26 protein-coding genes are annotated in these 12002 nt (G+C 59.7%); 25 read left to right on the top strand and 1 reads right to left on the bottom strand.

What is annotated here, in order from left to right; all coding sequences use genetic code 11:
- The first annotated feature begins 11 nt into the window (after nucleotides 1–11).
- The gene (locus IEX85_RS23130) at nucleotides 12–329 is read left to right on the top strand and encodes a helix-turn-helix transcriptional regulator (protein ID WP_188863012.1); all 318 of its coding nucleotides are present in this window, start codon (nucleotides 12–14) and stop codon (nucleotides 327–329) included.
- 34 nt (nucleotides 330–363) lie between these two features.
- On the opposite strand, the gene IEX85_RS23135 is transcribed toward IEX85_RS23130, so the two are convergent.
- Nucleotides 364–750 carry a hypothetical protein gene (locus IEX85_RS23135; RefSeq protein WP_229722082.1) on the bottom strand — a complete coding sequence of 129 codons (387 nt, stop codon included), beginning with the start codon at nucleotides 748–750 and terminating at the stop codon, nucleotides 364–366.
- Nucleotides 751–1302: 552 nt separating this feature from the next.
- On the opposite strand from IEX85_RS23135, the gene IEX85_RS23140 reads away from it, so the two are divergent.
- The 24 genes from IEX85_RS23140 (at nucleotide 1303) to IEX85_RS23255 (ending at nucleotide 11904) form a co-directional block, all read left to right on the top strand.
- Nucleotides 1303–1452 carry a hypothetical protein gene (locus tag IEX85_RS23140; protein ID WP_188863013.1) on the top strand — a complete coding sequence of 50 codons (150 nt, stop codon included), beginning with the start codon at nucleotides 1303–1305 and terminating at the stop codon, nucleotides 1450–1452.
- 9 nt (nucleotides 1453–1461) lie between these two features.
- A complete protein-coding gene (locus tag IEX85_RS23145) occupies nucleotides 1462–1677 on the top strand; it encodes a hypothetical protein (RefSeq protein WP_188863014.1) in 216 nt (71 codons plus the stop codon).
- A gap of 99 nt (nucleotides 1678–1776) precedes the next feature.
- Nucleotides 1777–1953, top strand: a complete 177-nt coding sequence (locus IEX85_RS23150; protein WP_188863015.1) for a hypothetical protein — start codon at nucleotides 1777–1779, stop codon at nucleotides 1951–1953.
- A 12-nt stretch (nucleotides 1954–1965) separates the two neighbouring features.
- Complete coding sequence (locus IEX85_RS23155) at nucleotides 1966–2316, top strand: hypothetical protein (RefSeq protein WP_188863016.1); 351 nt, start codon at nucleotides 1966–1968, stop codon at nucleotides 2314–2316.
- Nucleotides 2306–2650 carry a hypothetical protein gene (locus IEX85_RS23160; RefSeq protein ID WP_188863017.1) on the top strand — a complete coding sequence of 115 codons (345 nt, stop codon included), beginning with the start codon at nucleotides 2306–2308 and terminating at the stop codon, nucleotides 2648–2650. The genes IEX85_RS23155 and IEX85_RS23160 overlap by 11 nt, the downstream gene beginning before the upstream one ends.
- Nucleotides 2647–2883: a hypothetical protein gene (locus IEX85_RS23165; RefSeq protein WP_188863018.1), complete on the top strand. Its 237-nt coding sequence runs from the start codon at nucleotides 2647–2649 to the stop codon at nucleotides 2881–2883. Before IEX85_RS23160 ends, IEX85_RS23165 begins: the two co-directional genes overlap by 4 nt.
- Nucleotides 2880–3077, top strand: coding sequence for a hypothetical protein (locus tag IEX85_RS23170; protein ID WP_188863019.1), 198 nt, complete (start codon nucleotides 2880–2882; stop codon nucleotides 3075–3077). The genes IEX85_RS23165 and IEX85_RS23170 overlap by 4 nt, the downstream gene beginning before the upstream one ends.
- On the top strand, nucleotides 3074–3898 hold the full coding sequence (locus IEX85_RS23175; RefSeq protein ID WP_229722083.1) for a PD-(D/E)XK nuclease-like domain-containing protein: 825 nt from the start codon (nucleotides 3074–3076) through the stop codon (nucleotides 3896–3898). The genes IEX85_RS23170 and IEX85_RS23175 overlap by 4 nt, the downstream gene beginning before the upstream one ends.
- Nucleotides 3899–3907: 9 nt before the next feature.
- Nucleotides 3908–4732: a hypothetical protein gene (locus IEX85_RS23180; protein ID WP_229722084.1), complete on the top strand. Its 825-nt coding sequence runs from the start codon at nucleotides 3908–3910 to the stop codon at nucleotides 4730–4732.
- A gap of 177 nt (nucleotides 4733–4909) precedes the next feature.
- Nucleotides 4910–5098 carry a hypothetical protein gene (locus tag IEX85_RS23185; RefSeq protein ID WP_188863020.1) on the top strand — a complete coding sequence of 63 codons (189 nt, stop codon included), beginning with the start codon at nucleotides 4910–4912 and terminating at the stop codon, nucleotides 5096–5098.
- A 59-nt stretch (nucleotides 5099–5157) separates the two neighbouring features.
- Nucleotides 5158–5619, top strand: a complete 462-nt coding sequence (locus tag IEX85_RS23190) for a hypothetical protein (RefSeq protein ID WP_188863021.1) — start codon at nucleotides 5158–5160, stop codon at nucleotides 5617–5619.
- A complete protein-coding gene (locus IEX85_RS23195) occupies nucleotides 5616–5978 on the top strand; it encodes a hypothetical protein (RefSeq protein WP_188863022.1) in 363 nt (120 codons plus the stop codon). The genes IEX85_RS23190 and IEX85_RS23195 overlap by 4 nt, the downstream gene beginning before the upstream one ends.
- Nucleotides 5978–6715: a hypothetical protein gene (locus tag IEX85_RS23200; RefSeq protein WP_188863023.1), complete on the top strand. Its 738-nt coding sequence runs from the start codon at nucleotides 5978–5980 to the stop codon at nucleotides 6713–6715. Before IEX85_RS23195 ends, IEX85_RS23200 begins: the two co-directional genes overlap by 1 nt.
- Nucleotides 6716–6774: 59 nt before the next feature.
- Nucleotides 6775–7215, top strand: a complete 441-nt coding sequence (locus IEX85_RS23205) for a single-stranded DNA-binding protein (protein ID WP_188863024.1) — start codon at nucleotides 6775–6777, stop codon at nucleotides 7213–7215.
- A 75-nt stretch (nucleotides 7216–7290) separates the two neighbouring features.
- Complete coding sequence (locus IEX85_RS24095) at nucleotides 7291–7752, top strand: hypothetical protein (RefSeq protein ID WP_229722085.1); 462 nt, start codon at nucleotides 7291–7293, stop codon at nucleotides 7750–7752.
- The gene (locus IEX85_RS23215; protein ID WP_188863025.1) at nucleotides 7739–8224 is read left to right on the top strand and encodes a hypothetical protein; all 486 of its coding nucleotides are present in this window, start codon (nucleotides 7739–7741) and stop codon (nucleotides 8222–8224) included. The genes IEX85_RS24095 and IEX85_RS23215 overlap by 14 nt, the downstream gene beginning before the upstream one ends.
- Complete coding sequence (locus IEX85_RS23220; RefSeq protein ID WP_188863026.1) at nucleotides 8221–8436, top strand: hypothetical protein; 216 nt, start codon at nucleotides 8221–8223, stop codon at nucleotides 8434–8436. Before IEX85_RS23215 ends, IEX85_RS23220 begins: the two co-directional genes overlap by 4 nt.
- Complete coding sequence (locus IEX85_RS23225; protein ID WP_188863027.1) at nucleotides 8433–8789, top strand: hypothetical protein; 357 nt, start codon at nucleotides 8433–8435, stop codon at nucleotides 8787–8789. The genes IEX85_RS23220 and IEX85_RS23225 overlap by 4 nt, the downstream gene beginning before the upstream one ends.
- A complete protein-coding gene (locus IEX85_RS23230; protein ID WP_188863028.1) occupies nucleotides 8786–9349 on the top strand; it encodes a hypothetical protein in 564 nt (187 codons plus the stop codon). The genes IEX85_RS23225 and IEX85_RS23230 overlap by 4 nt, the downstream gene beginning before the upstream one ends.
- Nucleotides 9339–9785, top strand: coding sequence for a hypothetical protein (locus tag IEX85_RS23235; protein ID WP_188863029.1), 447 nt, complete (start codon nucleotides 9339–9341; stop codon nucleotides 9783–9785). The genes IEX85_RS23230 and IEX85_RS23235 overlap by 11 nt, the downstream gene beginning before the upstream one ends.
- A 58-nt stretch (nucleotides 9786–9843) precedes the next feature.
- Nucleotides 9844–10215, top strand: coding sequence for a hypothetical protein (locus IEX85_RS23240; RefSeq protein WP_188863030.1), 372 nt, complete (start codon nucleotides 9844–9846; stop codon nucleotides 10213–10215).
- On the top strand, nucleotides 10212–10499 hold the full coding sequence (locus IEX85_RS23245) for a hypothetical protein (protein ID WP_229722086.1): 288 nt from the start codon (nucleotides 10212–10214) through the stop codon (nucleotides 10497–10499). Before IEX85_RS23240 ends, IEX85_RS23245 begins: the two co-directional genes overlap by 4 nt.
- The gene (locus IEX85_RS23250) at nucleotides 10496–10696 is read left to right on the top strand and encodes a hypothetical protein (RefSeq protein ID WP_188863031.1); all 201 of its coding nucleotides are present in this window, start codon (nucleotides 10496–10498) and stop codon (nucleotides 10694–10696) included. The genes IEX85_RS23245 and IEX85_RS23250 overlap by 4 nt, the downstream gene beginning before the upstream one ends.
- Nucleotides 10651–11904: a site-specific integrase gene (locus IEX85_RS23255; protein ID WP_188863032.1), complete on the top strand. Its 1254-nt coding sequence runs from the start codon at nucleotides 10651–10653 to the stop codon at nucleotides 11902–11904. Before IEX85_RS23250 ends, IEX85_RS23255 begins: the two co-directional genes overlap by 46 nt.
- Nucleotides 11905–12002: the final 98 nt, after the last annotated feature.

Here is a 12002-nt window from a genome sequence, read left to right on the forward strand (position 1 = left end):
AAAATTGACGCATGACCAAACATGACCGCCTGCGCGCTGCCCGCAAAACAAAAGGACTGACCCGCGCCCAGGTCGCAGACGCGATTCATGTATCGGAATCCACATATCGGGAATGGGAGCGAGGCCGCGAGCCGCGCTCACTGGACACCGCTCAGCGACTGTGTGACGTGCTGGGTATCACGATGGAATATTACCTGACAGGCCGGGACCATTCGGCCAGCCTCACTCCGCCAGAGCGCGCTGTGGTTGATCTGTACCGTGCGATCCTGGAAGAGCGGCGTGCCTGCGTCGTGACTGTCATGGAGGCCCTGGCCGGGCGCTTGAAGTAGAAACCCGCCGGGCGGCAGGTTTCGTTTTGGTCGATCAGTAACTGGTACCCACTGCGGCCGGCGTAGCCCCCTGGGTGAACGTATAGTTCACCACCACCCCGCTGCTCAACAGTACATCCAGCGTCTTCTGGTAGCCGCTTGTTTTGACCGTCGAGGTGATCAGGTTGTAGCTCGCCTTGGCAGACCCTTCAGCATAGGTGTAGATCCACTTCTCATCGGTTGCTGATATTGGAGACTTCATATACGGCTGGCCGAACATGCGTACCAGATCCGCCTCGGTCGTGTACCCCTTCTGTATCCGCGCAACGCTCGCACTATTAAAGTCCGTCCCGCTGGAATAGTTCGACGTCGCGCATCCGGTTGCGATCAATGCCGCCAGCGCCAGGCCAGCCGCGCGCACCTTGATTCTCTGATCCTTCACTCCTTGCCTCCTTTTTGGTGATTTTCCAGGGAAGGATACGACACCACTACCCGCCGCGCTCATTTAACTGCACCGCATATAAACCCGCAGGCCGCGCAGCCTCTGGCGTTCCACGCCACCATCAAACACATAGCGTTATTTTTTACTGATTAGAACAACGTTACGTATTGACATACCCGCTAACTCGCAATAACCTGAATACGTAGCGTGATTAATCGCTACAGGGCAGCAACCGCAGAGGCGGTTAAGCACAGCGACCACTGGCCCGCTTCGGGTTGCTGCCCACCGCTCTTTAACAGACATAGATCCCCGCAGTGAGATCCCCCGGGAAACCGAGGTACAGGGCGGGCTACAAGCTTCTCACTCAACGCCGGTAGGACCGGCCAGCTGCAAGGCTGCTCGACTGCGCACTCCCTGCCGGGAGTCCCTAAGAACGGGACTTTGTACCCAGCACAGCACGCAGCGTGAACAGACGCGCCGGGGCTTCGGTCCCGGCTGCTTCCGAGATCGCATCCGGTGGGTGTGATGCCTGAAGCACGACAGGAGATCGCTATGGACAAGCGCAAACGCAAGCCCCGAGCCCAGATCGTGGCCGGGACCGGCAACAAGAGCAACCACGACCGCCTTGAGCTCTGGCGCCGCCGCAAGCAGTACAGCGAGCGTCTGAAGCAAACCCCACCGCTATTGGTGTACCAGCCATAGGACAGAGTGATGACCACCTGCGAACGGATTTACAGGTCGAAGCGAATTCAGGGGCACCCTGTGCAGTATCTCGCGACCGCATTGCTGATCAAGTACCTGATGGCCCGGTATCCGTGGTCATGGCAACGCAGAAACGAACGCAAAAAGCGCGACCCGCAACAGCTGGACGCGACGGAGTTTCTGGTTCTGCACATCCGGAATGAAGAAGCGAGGATCACCGCATGAACAAGCGCGCGAACGATATCTTCTGCGGCATTGCCTGTTGCACCCTGATCGCACTGATGGCCGCCAATCTGTTCGTCGGTCTCACCCAGGGCTGATGCCATGAAAGCCCTGCTCATCTACGCCCTGATGCTCCTCCTTGCCTGCTACGGCATCGGCGCGGCGTTCAAGGAAAACACCAACCGCCGACCGAAACGCCGCGATGAGATCGAGGCGGCTATTGATCGGGCGGTCTCTCTCAATACCTCATTCGAATGCGCACCCTGCGTTATGACCTGACAGGAGGCTGATATGGCAAAGAAATGGGATTACTACATAGACGACGCCCGCACCCACAGCTATGGCCTCATGATCTGTTCAGCTTGCGGCAACAAGATCACCAAGGGCGAGTTTCGCGTTCGTGAGACAGAAGACGCCTACATCACACAGCACCGCTCCTGCTCGCACACGGATGGGCAGTGGGCTCGACGGGATGCGCAGCGCGAGAATCGAATCCGTAGAGCCAAAGATCAGCTGGCGGCAGCGATTGAGTTTCGTGATCGCTGGGGAACTGAGGCGCTGAATGACGAGATAGACGACCTTGAGGCGCTCATCAACAAGCTTCAAGCCGATCAAAAGGAGGTCCGCCGGTATGTCCGCTGAATCGAATCACTGGTACCGGCGCGACCGGGCCGAAGAGGACCGCAGCGCTGCGGTCGATGCGCGGGAGTTGGCCATCGCCTATAAGGCCGACGCCTTCCGCGAGCACGGCTTTCTCTGGGTCGGTGGCGACATCATGGATATGGACGCCGCTTATCAGCTGATCTGGGATGGCGCGGCGTATACGGAGCACTGCCGGGCCAAGAACGAGGCGGCCACCACTGCAGAGTTGGAGCGACTGGCGCGCGAGTGCAAGCCGCTGATTAAGCGGGAACTGGAGATCGCCATTCTCACCATTGCGGCCTTGGCGGTCGATAAGGAACTGGAGGCAGCATGAATAACGCAGATATGCCGGCGATGCCGATGGATGTCGATCACATCGAATACGCTGAGCAGTGCCGGCCGATTAGAGGGTTCACCAAGCGCGAAGCTATTGCGATGCACCTCCATGCCACACTTCTTTCCGCGACTGACGCCGATGGCGCTTGGTCAGGGGTTGACGCCGGCGCGGCGGAGTGCGCGGTCCGCGAGGCCGACGCCCTTCTCGCCGAACTGGAGAAGCCGGCATGAAAACCACACTCTACCGCTACGCCCTGGAGCACCCGACAGGGCCCATTGCCACAACCGTCGATCACCCCATGACGGCAGACGACTACCACCTGATCGACACCGTGGAAGTTGATCTTCCACCCCACCCTACACAGGCCCAGATGCTGGAGGCGATTGCCGCCAGTAAGGCCAGACAGAAGGAGCAGGCAGCATGAATGCCGAGGTCAAACCGATCGGCCCGGGGCTTTACCCGGATATGCCGAACGAGGCTTACCACGTAGCGCCAGGCGTTTCGAAGTCAGTGCTCGATATGGTGGCTGAAGACCCTTCGATGGTGCCGTGGTATCGGTCAGCGCCGGTCGACGAGGAAAAGACCAAGGCGCTCGATATGGGGCAGGCACTGCACACCATCCTGCTGGAGCCGGATGAATATGAGGCTCGATTCATAGTCGCGCCAGAGTTCAATCGCCGCACCAATGCAGGCAAAGAGGAAGAGGCCGCATTCCTGAAGAAGTGCGAGGACACCGGCAAGACAGTAATGAGCGCCGAGGATGGCCGCAAGCTGCAGCTGATGCGCGACTCGGTGATGGCTCATCCGACCGCGCGCTGGTTCTTCGAGCAGGACGGCTTTAGCGAGCAGTCGATCTTTTGGAGCGACGAAGAGACCGGCGAGCTGTGCCGCTGCCGCCCCGACCGGCGCTTGGCGAACCTGCCGTTCGTTGGCGATGTGAAGAAGGTAGATGGCATCGAGCGCTTCCAGCGCCATGCCGAGGAGTTCCGCTACCACGTTCAGGATGCCATGTACTCGGACGGATTCCACAACGAGTTCGGCGCATGGCCAACCTTCCTGTTTATCGCCGTCAGCTCGACGGTCAACTGCGGCCGCTACCCGGTGCGCGTATTTGAGCTGAGCGCAGACTTCAAGGCCGCCGGGCATGAGCTGTACCGCCGCGACCTGCAGACCTACCACCGCTGTAGCGCCAATAACGACTGGATTCATAAAGTCACACTCGAGCGCCCGTACTGGGCCAGATAGGGACCAACCATGAACGAACTTGCCCATAACCCGTTCGCCGCTTCGCAGTCGGTACCGGCCAGCAATGCCCCGGCTCAGGCTGAGAGTCAGCGCGCCATTCAGGAAGTACAGGCCGCCATGGTGATCGCCAAGAAATTCCCCCGCGATATGCAGGCAGCGATGGATCGAATCCTGAATGCCTGCACCCGCCCCACGCTGGCAGAGGGCGCGCTCTACTCCTACAACCGCGGCGGCCAGGACGTCACCGGCCCGTCGATCCGGCTGGCCGAGGCGATTGCTCAGAACTGGGGAAATATGCAGTTCGGCATTCGTGAGCTTGACCAGAAAGCCGGCGTCGAATCGACCGTTGAGGCGTTCGCCTGGGATGTTGAGACCAACACCCGCCAGGTGAAAACCTTCACCGTGCCGCACAAGCGCTTCACCCGCAGCGGCACTAAGACCCTGACCGACTCCCGTGACATCTACGAATTGGTCGCCAACCAGGGCGCCCGTCGCCTGCGGGCCTGCATCCTTGGCGTAATACCGGGCGATGTGGTCGAGGCCGCTCAGAAGCAGTGCGAGATTACGCTGAACACCCATGCGGACACCTCGCCGGAAGCCATCAAAAAGATGGTCGCAGCATTCGGCGAGTTCGGCGTCAGTGGCGAGCAGATCCAGGACAAGCTGCAGGTGCGGCTGGAGGCGATGCGGCCCGCCCAGATGGTGCAGATGAAGAAGATCTATGCCTCGCTGCGGGACGGCATGAGCAAGCCGGGGGACTGGTTCGAATTCGAAGAGAAGCCGACCGGCGCGACCAGCATGAAGGACGTAGCCAAAGGCAATGACGCGGCGTAATCCCCTCCCCGCCGAAACCTTGGCGATCTGCCTTGACGCGATCGCCCAATCCCACACTCTCACTCAGCTCGAACAGACCGGCATCACCCTGGCCGAGGCCCGCGATTGCCTTCCGGGTCACGACTGGGCGCCGGTCTATCGGGCGTACAACCAGCGCAAGCGCGAATTGGAGGAAGCATGCAGCACAAAATAACGCGTGAATTTGGAGGCGAGCGCGAGATGGGCTGGATACAGCCTGTCTGCACCTGCGGCTGGAAAGGCAAAAAGCACTACGCCTACAACGACTACCAGCACTCAAATGCCCGAGAGGAAGGTGATCATCACATTCGCCAAGCTCAACAGCCTCGCATTGTAGATCCAGCCTAACCCTACCCGCGGATCCGCGCAGTACCGCACCGCAACCGAATCAAATCCGGAGGTGAATCATGTTCAATCCGCCCCGCCCGACCGTCACCGACGAAATCGTCCGTGAGGCTGCAGCCGAAATCGCTGAAAAGCTTGGTGGCAGCGTCGACGACATCGTGAAGGAATACAGCTATCCGATGGACGGGTATGAGCTCGCCAAGGAGCTCGAGAAGTGGCACTACTGGAATATTGGCCGAGACGACATCGACACGCTGGATGAAGTTGATTTTCGTGTCAGTGACCTGCTCAAGAAGGCCCAGCAGGAGTGGGCCGAAGCCCACAACATACAGCCGCCCTTTCCAGTCGGAACACGCGTGATGTGCCGCTCGCGACGTAACACCGGCGTGATCGACAGTATCTGCGACCACTCGCCCGCAGCCTACCTCATCAAGGCTGACGGCCATGATGACGAGAAGGACGGGTACAGCCGCTGGGTGTGCAAATTCGAGGCGGTCGAGCCAGCAGAGGAGACTGCCGCATGATCACCGTCACCCCTTACGAGCAGTGGCGCGCAGCCGTATCAGCTGAGAATCAGGCGCTGATCGATCAGGCCGAAGCCGAAGGCATTACCCGCGATTGCCGGGAATGCGATGGCGACGGATGCGTCGAGTGCGATCAGGGTCACAAGCACGAGTGCCCTATCTGCGAAGGCGAAGGCGCGCGGGTCGATGTCGAGAAACCGCGCCTCAGGGGTACGACCCGCATCGACTACTTCAACGCCACTATCCGAGAGATCCGCGAAGTCTGTGCCTGGACGCGCCGCGACTTCCTCGCCGAGGTCGGGCCGTTCGTTCGGGAGTTTCGGGGGTATGGTGCGCAGCAACAAACTGAGGCAGCTTGATGATTCACTATCACGGTACCCCTATTGGCGGAACGCGCCAGGATGCTGCCCGCTTTCTAATGGGGCGCCATGCCTTGGTGTCATTCTACCGCCCCGATGATATGGCTGCGGTACTGGAGTGCTGCCAGTCGTTCGTGATGGACAATGGCGCTTTCAGTCATTGGCGCGCCGGAAAGGGAGAGATCGACTTCGACGCCTACGTGGCGTGGACGCTCGAATACCACCGGCATCCGGCCTTCGACTGGTGCCTGATCCCAGACAAGATCGATGGCACGGAAAAGGAGAATGCCGATCTGGTGCGCCGCTGGCAGGGCCTAATGAATAAGCCGAAGGGTGTGCCCGTCTGGCACTTGCACGAATCGCTTGATTGGCTGGAGTGGCTCGTTGATCGCTTCGAGTGGGTCGCTCTGGGCAGTTCAGGCCAATGGGCAACACCGGGCACGCCTGATTGGTGGCAGCGCATGGCAACTGCAATGCGTGTTATTTGCGACGATCAGGGGCGTCCGCGCTGCAAATTGCATGGCCTGCGCATGCTTGACCCGGAGGTCTTCACCCGATTGCCGCTGTCATCCGCGGATAGCACCAACGCAGCCGTCAACTGCGGCAGCTTAAGCCGCTTCGGTAGCTACAAGCCACCAACCGCCGGGCAGCGAGCAGAAGTGATTGCCGCCCGCATCGAGCAGCACAACTCCGCATCCATTTGGTGCGGTCATCAGCAGAACAGCCTCACTATCTGAAGGCGCCTATTCGCGCTCCCAGCGGTTTTATCCACCCCCTGTAAAATTAAGGAAAATTCATGGCCAACGACCTCAATCTTTGCCAATTCATCGGCCGCCTCGGCGCCGACCCGGAAATTCGTTTTCTACCCAGCGGTGAGCCTGTCGCCAATATGCGCATCGCCTGTTCGGAAAGCTGGAAGAACAAGCAGACCGGCCAGAAGGACGAGCGGACCGAATGGGTCTCCCTGGTCATGTTCGGCTCCCTGGCCTCCATGGTTGAGAAGTTCTGGCAGAAAGGCACCCAGGTGTATGTCGCCGGCAAGATGCGGACCCGGAAATGGTCCGATCAGCAGGGTAATGACCGCTACAGCACGGAGGTGATCGTCAATCAGGTGCAGACGCTGAAGGATGGGCGCCAGAACGGCCAGCAGCCACAGGGCCAGCAAGCCCCGCAGCAGGGCTACCAGCAGCAGCCGTCCGGAATGGACTTCCCTGACGACGGAGAAATACCTTTTTAATTCATTATCTTAACCAATGTCGACGGCATCAATGTCGTCGACATAGCCGCCCTGCGCGGCCCTTACGGAGGCGGTATGAGCGATATGACGGATTTGGAATTCGCAGCCCGAACGCTGAATAAATGGACCTCTGCGCGCAATCACTTCTGGGTTTCAGGCAAGGGCGCCACCCGAGAAATACGATTCTGCGCAACATCGTGCGAAGAGCCAAAAACGCACAGCCGTGATGAGTGGCAGGCGGAGCGTGAGCGGCTTGGTCTGGATATGAGCACCAATACGAGCGCGCTCATAAATACGAGCACCCCGAAATCCAAATACCACCGCCAGATCGCGCCCGGCGTCTGGGTTGACGTCTACGACGTGATCGATGCCTTCGATGTTACCTGCCCCGCCCTGCAGCACCTGATCAAAAAGGCGCTGGCGCCCGGGCGGCGTGGACACAAAGACACAGAGCAGGATCTGCGCGACATCATTGTGTCGGCTGATCGAGCGCTCGAACTGCACCAGACTCGGAAATCCCTCCATGAAGAAGCGTAAAGGCCACTCCATCCACAAACGTCACGCCGCCTACTCCCGCGCACTGCTTCACCGGCTCAGTGCGGTGGTGCTCTGGGTCGCCGGGCAGAACGACAACAAGTGCATCCTGGTATCGCTCAAGACCGGCAAGGCTATCACCATCGGGCCGGAACTGTACCGCGCCATTGATGGGGTGCAGCACGACTGGGCGACCTACTGCGCCGTATTCGGACGCCGGCAGGATGGCGAGGAGTATATGCAGGGCGCAACGATCATGGCCCCGCGCTGCTACCAGTCCCAGATCGCCACTCAGCTGGGCGAGATCCACACCGAGATCCTGCGCGGCATGAATCCGCAGCACCGGGTGGGTATCGGCTGGATTGGATGCCCCTGGGGCCAAGACATCAGTGAAGCCGATGCTGGCCGCCTGTTTGAAATGCACGACGGCTGGAGTGCGGAAAAGATCGAGATCAAGGAGGCGAGTGCAGCATGAGCGACGGAATCCTGACAGAGGTCGATCTGCGCGACTGGCACCCGGCCAGCACACTACCCACTCCTGGCGCGCCGCTGATTGTGCGCCTTGACGACGGCAGCGAGGTGGACGCCATCCGGCCGCGCTACGTCGAGAGCTACAGCGTAGATCCGGACTACCGGGATATGTGCGGGAACCAGTTCAGCAACGTTAGAGAGTGGAGTATCAAATGAATGTCGCCCTAATCACCCCGCTGATTTTTATCACCATGGCCGTTGCGGTATTTGCCGACTGGCAGCATGGCGTCGAATGGGGCGGAAATATCGCCCTGTTTGCTAGCTGGCTGCTGATTGCCGTGTGTTTTTTCGGCCTGCTCATAAAGTATGACAACTGGCTGGAATCAAGCCGCAACGCAGACACGAGCGAAACCATTTACATCAGCCGGATATGCCTGATCGGCATGATCGTGATGCAGGTCGCCGCCGGCTGGGTATGGACGCCCGCCATACTGACCGCCGTTATTTTGCTGTGCTGGTCAAAATTCGCAGAGTTCAAGAAGCGCAAGAGGCAGGAGGCTGAGCTATGAACACCCAATCCGCACAACTCAGAATCAAAGAACTCGAGGAGCAGATCCGCGAGCTCAACGTCGCCTACGAGGGCATGCAAGCGCAGCGCAATGGCTACCGGCAGCAGCTGTCCGTCGCTGAGCGAGAGAAGGGTCAGCTGTGGGATCAAGCTCAAACGCTGAGCATGGTCGCCATCAAGCTTGGACTCAAGCCGGGCCCGGATGCTATCCGAACGGTACCGGAGGTGGTGCTGGCGATGATGGAGAGGCGGGATAGTCTATTTTCCGCCATAGAGCACGGCGATGACGAGCACAGAGATTGGCTGAAAGAAGCTATTGATAGCCACTTTTCTGGCAATCCATGTCCACCATGCCGCGGATTTGGCGTGCTGGAATCGGTCACGGCGGAGCGGGACGAGCTGCGCGCCCGTCTCGATCACATTACTGAACACGCCACCCATGCCGCTCGGTCGCAGTTATGCCGGGAACTGACTGAACTGTTCGACTCCGACCAGATCATCACCGTCGAGCAGGTTGTGGATTTGATTGCAGCACCGGAGGGACAGAGCGATGCGGCATAACCTAATCGACCGCCTCAAGATCGCAGCCAATGAGATCGACGATACCGGCGACGCGGAACTGCGCGGCCTGCTGAATGAGGCTGCCATGGAAGTGGAGAGACTCAAAGAGCGGATCACCCGCCTCTGCGTCGCTGCCGCCATCATCATCGACGAGAACAATCAGCACCCGGATAACCGATTCAGCGTCATCCAGCTGGCAGGCGCAGCGTCACGAGCCAAAGACGAGGCGCCGGAGGCGCAGGATGCGTCGGACGCCGTGCATAGGCTGCGGGCGGAAGTGGATCGGGTGCGCCAGGCGGTAACCGGATACTACCTCGCGCTTGATAAGCGGCAGCATGGTGGCGCAGCGCAGAACCAGGCCTTCAGTGAAATCGAGCGCGCGCTGGGGATGAACTGGGAGCAAGGGGTGGCGCTCAAGCAGGAGCAGAAAGCATGAAAACGACCTATTGGGACTGGCGCGCCTACTCGCGCCACGTTAACCGCCGGAGGAAGGTATGAGCGAAGAATTGAAGATCTGCCCGCTTAAAGACGGCGAGCGCCTCGGCTTGATGAATCATGACTCGGTGCGCGCCGCCACCATTGAGGATATTCGCAGACTATTGCCAGAAGGCTATGCACTGGTGCGGAACAATAAGCCAGAAGACGGCAGCCCTGATTATGGCGAACCGATACTGGTTGCCCTTAATGGCGTCTGGCAGCACGTTACGTACATGCGAGACGGAGCAGATGATTGTGAAGACTGGGTTGAGCCGTACCACTTCGACCACGACGACAGCTGCAAATCATTTTGGCGCAATGTGACCGCGTGGGTTCCGGTGAGCGATCTTCCGCTAGCGGCGCACACAGCGCAGGAGAACAGTGAATGACTAAACCGAACTGCTGCGAGCACTGCAATGACGGTGATGGCAATTGCGCCTACCCCTATTACGGCGTAGCGCCGCACGAGTGCTTCTGGAAAAAAACGGGCGGATTCAATAATCCGCTTGGAACCAGCACCCTGCTTCCGCGAGAGGAGTGGCCTGAAAACTTTTCGGAAGATCCGGAGGCACCCGGCTGCGGGATTTATACGCATTGCACGGAGTGCGGTCGCCCAAATGAGACGCCAGCCACAGGCGACGCCCAACACAGCGAACAGGAGAGCACGCCATGAGCATGGTCACGCTACGCAAATACCTGGAAAACAGCGGAGAGTCACGTTCGCGGTTTTACGACCTGCGCGAACAGGGGGAGTACCTGGAAGGCGTGCACTACCATTATGATAAGCGCGGCAAGGTCTGGATTGATGATGAGGCAATGGCAGCATGGGTAAGAGGCGAGAAACCGAAGCGATCCCGGCGCGTGGCGTAAGCATCCGCACGACCCAGGCCGGCACCGAAATCCTGCAGCTGGCTTTCTCATACAAGGGCAAGCGCTACCGCAAGTCCCTGAATGTCTCCCCCACCCGCAACAACATCCTCGCCGCCAACCGCCGTCTCGAGCAGATCAAACTCGATATCCAGATGGGCGTATTCGACCTGGAGAAGTATTTCGACACGCCGGATCCGCTGGCCCAGGCCAAAAGCGCCACCATCGGCGACCTGGTTTGGGAGCGCATGGAGCGCAAGCGGCGGATCGAGGGCGCCAACGGCTGGGATGCCTCAACCTATGGCGAGCGGCTGAAGCTGTACCGCAACCACATTGCGCCGAACTTTGGTCACCTGACCGTACCGGAGCTCACCGCCCGGCATATCAAGGACTGGCTGACCAGGCAGACGTTCTCGCTGAGCTACGGACAGATCATCATGTCGCTGCTGAACCCCATCGTCGCCGAGGCCCTGGCAGACGGCGTGATCGACCGCCACCCGTACCAGCATATCAAGCTGGCCGACTACCTGACGCAGCGCACCACCCGGCAGCGCAAGGAGCGTATCGATCCGCTGGACGAGCAGGAGGTGCATGCCCTGCTCGGCAGCATCCGCAAGCCGCAGGAGCGCAACTATCTGCAGTTCATGCTGTTCAGCGGGTTACGGCTGCAGGAAGGCCCCCTGGTACGCTGGGAAGATATCGACTGGAACCACCGCACGTTACTGGTGAGCCGCGCCATCGGCCATGCCAACGACAAAGAGTATGTGAAATCGACCAAGACCGGCGAGGAGCGCACTGTCGAACTGACACCGCCCGCCTGGGATGCCCTGATGAGTCAGAGGCAGTTCACTCAGCTGCAGGGCGAACTGATCTTTGTGCCGCCCTATCACCGCCGGGATATGGCCTACGAATGGATGTCGCGCACCTATATCCGCAGCCTCTGGGCCCGAGCGCTGAAGCAGGCCGGCATACGCTCAGCCAACCGATCGCCGAAGCAGACCCGACACACCTTCTGCAGCCTGATGATCGCCGCCGGCAAGCCGCTGACCTGGGTGGCGCAGCAGGCCGGGCATTCCTCGCTGGCCATGCTCGAGCAGCACTACGCCAAGGCAGTGCGCCTGGCTGCCAACCGGCATCAGGAATACAGCTTTGAAGGCGCGCTTCAGGAAGCGATTGAGCGCGACGAGACTGCCAAAAAACTCCAGTCCTGAGCGTGTGTCGCTCGTGTGTCATTTGTGTGCCTTTTTGCTGGACTGTATAGGACACAATAGGACAAACAACCGCGCCACAGACGTACATCAAGTTATTG

The organism is Marinobacterium nitratireducens, assembly GCF_014645375.1.
In the GTDB taxonomy this organism is placed as follows: domain Bacteria; phylum Pseudomonadota; class Gammaproteobacteria; order Pseudomonadales; family Balneatricaceae; genus Marinobacterium_A; species Marinobacterium_A nitratireducens.

What these genes read in the sequence shown, in the direction of transcription:
- IEX85_RS23130 (WP_188863012.1), top strand. Translation starts at nt 12, where the DNA reads ATGACCAAACATGACCGCCTGCGCGCTGCCCGCAAAACAAAAGGACTG.
- IEX85_RS23140 (WP_188863013.1), top strand. Translation starts at nt 1,303, where the DNA reads ATGGACAAGCGCAAACGCAAGCCCCGAGCCCAGATCGTGGCCGGGACC.
- IEX85_RS23145 (WP_188863014.1), top strand. Translation starts at nt 1,462, where the DNA reads ATGACCACCTGCGAACGGATTTACAGGTCGAAGCGAATTCAGGGGCAC.
- IEX85_RS23150 (WP_188863015.1), top strand. Translation starts at nt 1,777, where the DNA reads ATGAAAGCCCTGCTCATCTACGCCCTGATGCTCCTCCTTGCCTGCTAC.
- IEX85_RS23155 (WP_188863016.1), top strand. Translation starts at nt 1,966, where the DNA reads ATGGCAAAGAAATGGGATTACTACATAGACGACGCCCGCACCCACAGC.
- IEX85_RS23160 (WP_188863017.1), top strand. Translation starts at nt 2,306, where the DNA reads ATGTCCGCTGAATCGAATCACTGGTACCGGCGCGACCGGGCCGAAGAG.
- IEX85_RS23165 (WP_188863018.1), top strand. Translation starts at nt 2,647, where the DNA reads ATGAATAACGCAGATATGCCGGCGATGCCGATGGATGTCGATCACATC.
- IEX85_RS23170 (WP_188863019.1), top strand. Translation starts at nt 2,880, where the DNA reads ATGAAAACCACACTCTACCGCTACGCCCTGGAGCACCCGACAGGGCCC.
- IEX85_RS23175 (WP_229722083.1), top strand. Translation starts at nt 3,074, where the DNA reads ATGAATGCCGAGGTCAAACCGATCGGCCCGGGGCTTTACCCGGATATG.
- IEX85_RS23180 (WP_229722084.1), top strand. Translation starts at nt 3,908, where the DNA reads ATGAACGAACTTGCCCATAACCCGTTCGCCGCTTCGCAGTCGGTACCG.
- IEX85_RS23185 (WP_188863020.1), top strand. Translation starts at nt 4,910, where the DNA reads ATGCAGCACAAAATAACGCGTGAATTTGGAGGCGAGCGCGAGATGGGC.
- IEX85_RS23190 (WP_188863021.1), top strand. Translation starts at nt 5,158, where the DNA reads ATGTTCAATCCGCCCCGCCCGACCGTCACCGACGAAATCGTCCGTGAG.
- IEX85_RS23195 (WP_188863022.1), top strand. Translation starts at nt 5,616, where the DNA reads ATGATCACCGTCACCCCTTACGAGCAGTGGCGCGCAGCCGTATCAGCT.
- IEX85_RS23200 (WP_188863023.1), top strand. Translation starts at nt 5,978, where the DNA reads ATGATTCACTATCACGGTACCCCTATTGGCGGAACGCGCCAGGATGCT.
- IEX85_RS23205 (WP_188863024.1), top strand. Translation starts at nt 6,775, where the DNA reads ATGGCCAACGACCTCAATCTTTGCCAATTCATCGGCCGCCTCGGCGCC.
- IEX85_RS24095 (WP_229722085.1), top strand. Translation starts at nt 7,291, where the DNA reads ATGAGCGATATGACGGATTTGGAATTCGCAGCCCGAACGCTGAATAAA.
- IEX85_RS23215 (WP_188863025.1), top strand. Translation starts at nt 7,739, where the DNA reads ATGAAGAAGCGTAAAGGCCACTCCATCCACAAACGTCACGCCGCCTAC.
- IEX85_RS23220 (WP_188863026.1), top strand. Translation starts at nt 8,221, where the DNA reads ATGAGCGACGGAATCCTGACAGAGGTCGATCTGCGCGACTGGCACCCG.
- IEX85_RS23225 (WP_188863027.1), top strand. Translation starts at nt 8,433, where the DNA reads ATGAATGTCGCCCTAATCACCCCGCTGATTTTTATCACCATGGCCGTT.
- IEX85_RS23230 (WP_188863028.1), top strand. Translation starts at nt 8,786, where the DNA reads ATGAACACCCAATCCGCACAACTCAGAATCAAAGAACTCGAGGAGCAG.
- IEX85_RS23235 (WP_188863029.1), top strand. Translation starts at nt 9,339, where the DNA reads ATGCGGCATAACCTAATCGACCGCCTCAAGATCGCAGCCAATGAGATC.
- IEX85_RS23240 (WP_188863030.1), top strand. Translation starts at nt 9,844, where the DNA reads ATGAGCGAAGAATTGAAGATCTGCCCGCTTAAAGACGGCGAGCGCCTC.
- IEX85_RS23245 (WP_229722086.1), top strand. Translation starts at nt 10,212, where the DNA reads ATGACTAAACCGAACTGCTGCGAGCACTGCAATGACGGTGATGGCAAT.
- IEX85_RS23250 (WP_188863031.1), top strand. Translation starts at nt 10,496, where the DNA reads ATGAGCATGGTCACGCTACGCAAATACCTGGAAAACAGCGGAGAGTCA.
- IEX85_RS23255 (WP_188863032.1), top strand. Translation starts at nt 10,651, where the DNA reads ATGGGTAAGAGGCGAGAAACCGAAGCGATCCCGGCGCGTGGCGTAAGC.